This is a genomic window from Candidatus Aminicenantes bacterium (assembly GCA_026393795.1).
Lineage (GTDB): Bacteria > Acidobacteriota > Aminicenantia > UBA2199 > UBA2199 > UBA2199.
Genome location: JAPKZL010000245.1, coordinates 1 through 6,968, shown reverse-complemented (window position 1 = coordinate 6,968; position 6,968 = coordinate 1). Strand labels below are relative to the sequence as shown.

Annotated in this window: 7 protein-coding genes; 5 read left to right on the top strand and 2 right to left on the bottom strand. The window is 49.2% G+C overall.

Features of this window, described 5'->3' with window-relative positions; genetic code table 11:
• The first annotated feature begins 11 nt into the window (after window positions 1-11).
• From NTW95_12515 to NTW95_12505, 3 genes are read left to right on the top strand one after another with little or no spacing between them, the layout of a single operon-like run.
• Window positions 12-1,190 carry a PAS domain S-box protein gene (locus tag NTW95_12515; GenBank protein ID MCX6558231.1) on the top strand — a complete coding sequence of 393 codons (1,179 nt, stop codon included), beginning with the start codon at window positions 12-14 and terminating at the stop codon, window positions 1,188-1,190.
• 4 nt (window positions 1,191-1,194) lie between these two features.
• The gene (locus NTW95_12510) at window positions 1,195-3,216 is read left to right on the top strand and encodes an ATP-binding protein (protein ID MCX6558230.1); all 2,022 of its coding nucleotides are present in this window, start codon (window positions 1,195-1,197) and stop codon (window positions 3,214-3,216) included.
• A 14-nt stretch (window positions 3,217-3,230) separates the two neighbouring features.
• Window positions 3,231-3,863: a response regulator gene (locus NTW95_12505; GenBank protein MCX6558229.1), complete on the top strand. Its 633-nt coding sequence runs from the start codon at window positions 3,231-3,233 to the stop codon at window positions 3,861-3,863.
• A 51-nt stretch (window positions 3,864-3,914) separates the two neighbouring features.
• Here the strand turns inward: NTW95_12505 and NTW95_12500 are convergent, their stop codons facing one another.
• Both NTW95_12500 and NTW95_12495 read right to left on the bottom strand, forming a co-directional pair.
• Window positions 3,915-4,373 carry a DUF86 domain-containing protein gene (locus tag NTW95_12500; GenBank protein MCX6558228.1) on the bottom strand — a complete coding sequence of 153 codons (459 nt, stop codon included), beginning with the start codon at window positions 4,371-4,373 and terminating at the stop codon, window positions 3,915-3,917.
• Window positions 4,373-4,768: a nucleotidyltransferase domain-containing protein gene (locus tag NTW95_12495; protein MCX6558227.1), complete on the bottom strand. Its 396-nt coding sequence runs from the start codon at window positions 4,766-4,768 to the stop codon at window positions 4,373-4,375. The genes NTW95_12500 and NTW95_12495 overlap by 1 nt, the downstream gene beginning before the upstream one ends.
• Before the next feature lie 184 nt (window positions 4,769-4,952).
• On the opposite strand from NTW95_12495, the gene NTW95_12490 reads away from it, so the two are divergent.
• Together NTW95_12490 and NTW95_12485 are read left to right on the top strand one after the other, a co-directional pair.
• The gene (locus tag NTW95_12490; protein MCX6558226.1) at window positions 4,953-6,359 is read left to right on the top strand and encodes a sigma-54 dependent transcriptional regulator; all 1,407 of its coding nucleotides are present in this window, start codon (window positions 4,953-4,955) and stop codon (window positions 6,357-6,359) included.
• Window positions 6,360-6,497: 138 nt separating this feature from the next.
• A complete protein-coding gene (locus NTW95_12485) occupies window positions 6,498-6,875 on the top strand; it encodes a four helix bundle protein (protein ID MCX6558225.1) in 378 nt (125 codons plus the stop codon).
• The last annotated feature ends 93 nt before the right edge of the window (window positions 6,876-6,968 follow it).

The window sequence follows — 6,968 nt, the reverse complement described above, 5'->3', positions numbered from 1 at the left end:
ACAAAATTTGGGTGCAATCGATTGGAAGAGCCGTTTACAGCGGCGGTAAAGTAGTAAAACTTGCCGGGACATTTCAGAATATTGATAAATATAAAAGAGCGGAAGCGGCCCTGCAAGTCAGCCATGAAAAATACCGGGTCTTGTTTGAGTCATTTCCACTCGGCATCTCTATTTCAGACAAATCGGGCAAGATCATAGAAGGGAATCGCCAAGCAGAAGAGCTGCTGGGCATCACTCGCGAGGCACACGCTCAAAGGAGAATCGACAGCAAGGAATGGCAGATTATTCGGAAGGACGGCACACCCATGCCCGCCGCTGAGTATGCCAGTACCAGGGCATTGCGAGAAAACCGTCTGATTGAGAACATTGATATGTGCATTGTAAAGGACAAAGGCGAAATCACCTGGATCAGTGTGACCGCCGCGCCCATACCGCTGGAGGGCTATGGTGTCGCCATCACCTATGGTGACATCACCGAGCGCAAGCAGGCGGAATCCCAAAGGGAGGCTGCGCTCGAGGCACTGCATGCCGCGCTGGCGGGAAAGGAAGTGTTATTAAAGGAAGTTCACCACCGCGTCAAGAACAACCTGGCCGCCATCATCGGGCTGCTGCAATTGCAGCGCGAAATGGTGACCGACCCCGCTGCCGTGGCGCAGTTCATTGAACTGGAAGGACGCATCCGCTCCATGGCGCTCGTCCACGAGACGCTCTACGGCAGCGAGAGCCTGGCCCGGATTGAACTTCAAGACTTTCTCGAGGCGCTGATCGCCAAGTTGCGCGCGGCGCTGGCCCTGGGCCGCGACGTCCGCATCGACGTGTCGGCAACGGGGGTGGAGATGGGGCTGGATTGCGCCATCCCCTGCGGGCTGATCTTGAACGAACTGCTCACCAACGCCTTCAAATATGCCTTCCCCGGCGGCCAGCCCCGTGCCGGAGAGAAAACGTGTGCAATCACCATCACGGCCGCATGGGACGGCAACGCCGGGGACAACGGCGTCTATACGCTGACCGTGGCCGACAACGGCGTGGGCTTGCCCGTTGACCTGGACTGGGCGAAGACGAAAACACTGGGACTGCGGCTGGTCAGGATGCTGGGAGAATACCAGCTGAAGGGCCGGATCGAATTGGATCGCAGCCAGGGAACGAGCTTTCGGCTGGTGTTCGCTTCCCGCCAAAGGGAGAAGGGGTGATGGCATGGCCAATGAAACGATCCTGATCGTCGAAGATGAAGGGATCATTGCCGCGCAACTGCAAAACACGCTGACCGGCCTGGGCTACACGGTGCACGGGCCGGTGAACTCAGGCGAAGCGGCGATCGCGGCCATCAAGGCACAGCCGCCCGACCTGGTTTTGATGGACATCAAGCTGGCCGGGGCGCTGGACGGCATCAGCGCCGCCGGGCGCATCAAGTCCAGCACGGATATTCCCATCGTTTACCTGACCGGCTACGCGCATGACCTCCTGTTCCAGCAGGCCAAGGCCACCGCGCCCTACGGTTACCTGGTCAAGCCGGTGAATGATCGGGAACTGGCGATGACACTCGAGATGGCGCTTTACCGGCACTCGCTCGACCGGCGGTTCAGAGAGAGCGAGGAGCGGTTTCGGGAGCTCTTCAATCATATGAACAGCGGAGTGGTTATATATGAGGCCATCGAAAACGGCGGGGATTTCATATTCAGGGATTGCAATCCCGCTATGGAGGAGATAGAGAAAGTCAGCAGGAAGGACATCCTCGGCAAGCGTGTTTCCGAGGTATTTCCCGGGGTGGAAGCGTTTGGAGTCTTTGCGGTATTCCAGAGAGTGTGGCAAACCGGAAAATCGGAGTATTTCCCCGAAAACATCTACAAAGATGAGCGGGATCCCGGAAGTTGGCGAGAGAGCTGGGTTTTTAAATTGCCCACTGGTGAAATAATCGCTGTCTACAATGACATCAGCGAGCGCAAGCAGGCGGAATCCCAAAGGGAGGCTGCACTCGAGGCGCTGCGCCGGACGGAAGAAAATTTCCGCCGCTCGCTCGATGAATCGCCATTGGGGGTGCGCATCGTGACCGCCGCAGGCGAAACCATTTATGCCAACCGGGTGCTTTTGGATTTTTATGGCTACGAAAGTATTGCCGAATTAAACCAAATACCCCTCAGGAAGCGCTACATCCCCAAGAGCTATGGCGAATACAAAAAAAGGAGAAAAATCCGGGAGAGCGGCAAGTTCGGTCCCGGCGAATATGAAATCAGCATTGTCAGAAAGAACGGCGAAGTCCGTGATCTGCAAGTCTTCCGCAAGGCCATCCTTTGGAACGGCGAAAAACAGTTCCAGGTGCTTTATCGCGACATCAGCGAGTCCAAGCACTGGCTGGAGAAATTCAGGAAATTCGAGAAAACGATCCATGGCCAAAAAATGCTTTTGGATCAGCAAAGTTCATCCGTTGAGGAGTTGATCGAACGCTTGACCCGCTCCCGGGAGGAGCTCGGGGCTTCTTACCGGGAATTGAAGGCGAAAAAAGACGCCCTGGTGCGTTCGGAGAAACTCGCTTTTACCGGCCGCATCGCCGCCGGCATCGCCCATGAAATCAGAAAACCCCTGACCAACATTATTTTGTCGATCCGCCAGCTCAAAAAAGATGAAAAGACGACGCCGGAGATCGTCAACTTCATCAATATCATGGAAAGAAATACGAACCGCATCGACTATTTAATTGCCGAACTCCTGAACTGCGCCCGCCCGATAAAGCTGAATCTCCGACCTTGGGATATCCATCTGCTCATCAAGGATATCTTGAACGTTCATAAAGTCCGGCTCAAAACGCAAAAAATTAAAGTGATGCTCAACCTGGCCACGCGTCCTTCCATTTTGCCCTTCGACAAGGAACAACTCGGCCGCGTTTTCCTGAACCTGATCGCCAACGCCATTGAAGCCATGCGCAAAGACGGCAAGCTGTCCATCAGCACCAAGAGGGAAAAGAAAAAATTCATCATAAAAATCCAGGATAACGGCAGCGGCATCCCAGCCAAGAATCTGATCAAGGTGTTTGACCCCTTCTTCAGCACCAAAAAAGGGGGCTCGGGTTTGGGATTGTCGACATGCCAAAATATTGTTGCCAGTCATGGTGGCCTGATCGAAGTGGAAAGCGCTTGGAGAAAGGGATCTGTTTTTTCTGTTTCTTTGCCCTCTGAACCGAAGCCGCCGGTTCGCAAGGAAAATAGGGAAGGAGAATCCTGACCGGGAACCCGACCATGGTTAAAAAATGGGATTTAAGAATCGGCACCAGTGTTTATCTCCAGATCCCGGACGCCCACATCAAGCACTGGATCAAAACCGGAAAGATAAAAGCGGGCGAAGCGGTTGTCAGGCAGGCAAATTTATCCGGCTGGCGAAAGCCTGAGGAACTTGAGGAACTGCTACCCTTTTTTAAGCTCTATGAAAAAGCCGGTTTCGGAAAGAGCGAAAAGCGAAAATCAACAAAAAGAACCGCTGCCAAAAAGAAACAAATTTCAAGCATTTTGCTCGTCGACGACGAGAAGGAATTATGCTCTATGTTGGGCGATTCCTTAAGCTCTCGCGGCTTTCAAATCGAGTTTGCCCATAGCAAGAGAGAAGCGCATAAACGCCTGAAAAGAAAACTTCCGGACCTTGTTTTATTGGATCTCAGGTTGCCCGATGGCGATGGCATGACGCTTTTAACCGTCATCAGGAAGATGTCTCCTGCGCCGGCAGTAATCATAACGACCGCCTTCGGCAGCGAAGAAGCCAGAAGCAAAGCCAATAAACTGGGTGCTTATTATTTTTTAGACAAACCATACAATGAAGAGGATATTATCCGTCGGATCAATAAAATGCCGGCCCAGGCGAAACGAGGTAAATCATAATGAATAAGATTCTTGTCGTACGCAACCGGCCCGGAAGCGCTGTTATATCGGCTATTCTATTGTCAAATTAAATTTATCAAGAGAGGATAAAAGAATCTTTAGGTGTTCGTTAAAAACATTAAAATCGTCGAGTTTATTCTGAATTATTTCATACATTTCATCTTTGTTTATTTCTGAATAAAAATGCACCAATCTATTCCTGTATCCGGCCATCTTTACCAAAGTTTCTTTCGCGAAATTCTCCGGCATTATCCCTGTTTCTCCCAGTAGCAACGCTATTTCTTTGTAACCCGACGCGCGTTGGCCGGGGATCCGGGATAAAATATGCGCACCCGTTTCGAATAAGGCTTCCAGCGCCCTTCTTAAATAATGTTCGGCAATCGCAAAATTTTCACCCGACTTGAATTCTGCAAGGGGCAATGCTTTCATATTATTGAGTTTGAGCAAATCTCTTTGAATTTCATCTATTTTTCCCAGTATCGTATTTTTGCTTAAGGGAATTTTATTCATCAAATCCTCGCCAAAATCATTTCGTCGAATTCTTTTGCCACAGGTTCAAAATCACCGTGAAACAGCATGATTTTTTCTTCGTAAGCCGCCCTGAATTTTGCGGAAATCTCATATTCCACCCTGCCGTATTTAATAGCGTTAAATTGCAGCGCCAAAGACGCGGATTGCAGAAATACGATGTCGATTTCCGCTTTCTGTTTCCGCAGAGCGGTCAAAAATAATGAATATAGTTTCTCGTAAATCGGAAGCAGGCTGGCGTTTTCAACAGGTTCGCTAAAAACAATACCGATGTCTGTGTCACTGTCTTTTTTTGCCAGGCCTTGAGCTCTGGAACCAAACACATAGACAATGCCAATATTTAATTTTTCGAGCTCTTTTTTGATTTTAGGAAACATGCTAAAAGTATATCATATAGCAAAAAACCGTCAATTCCAGCAGCAACCTGATCCTGCAAACCGCTTTTTCTTGCCCGGAAAGCCTTTACTCATTTGACTTCTATTTTGATTTTGTGTTATTTTAGACAGCAGCGATACGCAATATAAGGGGAACGCCTGCCAGGGAGAAACGAGGTGAATGATAATGAATAAAATCCTTGTCACCGACGATGACCTGGATTTTTGTTCAAATCTTTCCGTCCTATTGCAGGAAAACGGTTTTGAAGTAATGACGGCCGCAACCGGCCGAGAAGCGCTGGAGAAAATCCAGGGCGCTTGCCCCGACCTGGTTTTATTGGACCTGCGCCTGCCCGATATCGACGGCATGAATGTTTTGCAGAAAATAAAAGGGTCGGATCCTGACCTGGATATCATTGTCATCACCGCTTATATGGATGTCAAGGACGCCATCAGGGCGATAAAATTGGGAGCCTATGACTATGTTACCAAACCTTTTGACGATGACGAATTGCTGCTCACCATCAGCAAGGCATTCACCGTCCGGCAATTGCGCGCTGAAATAGACATTTTAAAAAAACGACTGGGGGAAAAACTTCCCGTTGAAAAGGTAATGGGCGACAGCCCGCAGATAAAAAAAGTACTGACCCAAGTGGATATCGTGGCCCCCACCGATTTTACGGTCATCATTCAGGGAGCAAGCGGCACCGGCAAAGAGGTCGTCGCGAATTTGATCCACCAAAAATCCTTGCGCAAGGACAACGCCTTCATTCCCATAGACTGCAGCGCCATACCTGAGACCCTGATCGAAGCCGAACTGTTCGGCCATGAAAAAGGGGCTTTTACCGGAGCGGACAGAAAAAAAGAGGGTAAATTCGAACTGGCCAACGAGGGGACCTTGTTTTTGGACGAAATTGCCAATCTTTCCGAAGCCATGCAGGCCAAACTGTTAAGGGTGCTGCAAGAAAGAAAGTTGCAGCACTTGGGAGGCAACAAGGATATCAAAATCAATGCGCGCTTGATCGCGGCATCCAAGGTCAATCTGTTCGATGCTATGAAGCAAGGTAAATTCAGGGACGATCTCTATTATCGCTTGAATGAGTTTCTTATCGAAATCCCCAAACTGGGTGAACGTGAGGGCGATGTTGCTTTTTTTGCAAATTATTTTTTAGAAAAATCAAATCAGGAATTGCATAAAAATATCCGCAGGATTTCCAGCGCCGCCATGCGCCTCTTATTCCAACATCCATGGCCGGGCAATGTCCGCGAATTGAAGAACACCATCCGCAGGGCCGCCCTGGTGGCCGCATCCGCTCAGATCACCCCGGCCGACATCTTGCTGGAGCAGACAGATTCGGGGCAAAGCCGCGGTTCTGATACGGCGACCAGGGATGAAGAACGGGTGAATTCGGTCCTGGATGGCTCGCTTTCCCTCAAGGAAATGACCAACCAGGTTGCGGCGGAGATAGAAAAAGAAGTGATCCGGAAAGCGTTGCTTAAAACCGGCGGCAACAAATCCCGGACGGCCAAAGTGCTCAAAATCGAACGCGTCACCCTTTATGCCAAATTAAAAGAGTTGAAAATAGAGCCATGAGGAAGGGAGAGATGAAGACAGTTCGGCGTTGGGAGTTCGGAGTTAGGCGTGAAGATTAAGAACGTTCGGAGTAAGGAGTTCGGAGTTGGGAGTTAAGAATAAGAACGGAGATAAGATGAAGATAAGGTTAAAAAGGCAATGATGGAAATTAAATTTGATTTTGAAAATTTGCGAGTTTACCAGAAAGCACTTGACTACGTTAGCTTTATTTATGAAATCACAAAGTCTTTTCCCAAGTCTGAAACATATTCTTTGGTTGACCAATTCCGCAGAGCCGCTGTTTCTATCTGTTTGAATATTGCCGAAGGAACCGGTGGAACCAAAGCTGAATTTGCCCAGTTTACTAAAATAGCCAGAAGATCGGTCCGCGAATGCGTGGCCTGTACTGAGATTGCTCAACGGTTAAAGTTCATTGATTTACCAGCCAAAGAGAAATCACGAAACCATTGCGCAGAACTTTCGATGATGCTTAACGGTCTTATAAAATCTCTGAAAAAAAGTGATTCCTATATCTAATCCAAATTTCTTTTTCTTTGACTCCAAACTCTTCTCTTCTTCCTGTTCCGAATTCTTTTTTTCTTGCTCCAAACTCCAAACGCCGAACTCCGA

Coding starts and splice junctions, on each gene's coding strand:
- NTW95_12510 (MCX6558230.1), top strand. CDS start 1,195: ATGGCCAATGAAACGATCCTGATCGTCGAAGATGAAGGGATCATTGCC.
- NTW95_12505 (MCX6558229.1), top strand. CDS start 3,231: ATGGTTAAAAAATGGGATTTAAGAATCGGCACCAGTGTTTATCTCCAG.
- NTW95_12500 (MCX6558228.1), bottom strand. CDS start 4,373: ATGAATAAAATTCCCTTAAGCAAAAATACGATACTGGGAAAAATAGAT.
- NTW95_12495 (MCX6558227.1), bottom strand. CDS start 4,768: ATGTTTCCTAAAATCAAAAAAGAGCTCGAAAAATTAAATATTGGCATT.
- NTW95_12490 (MCX6558226.1), top strand. CDS start 4,953: ATGAATAAAATCCTTGTCACCGACGATGACCTGGATTTTTGTTCAAAT.
- NTW95_12485 (MCX6558225.1), top strand. CDS start 6,498: ATGATGGAAATTAAATTTGATTTTGAAAATTTGCGAGTTTACCAGAAA.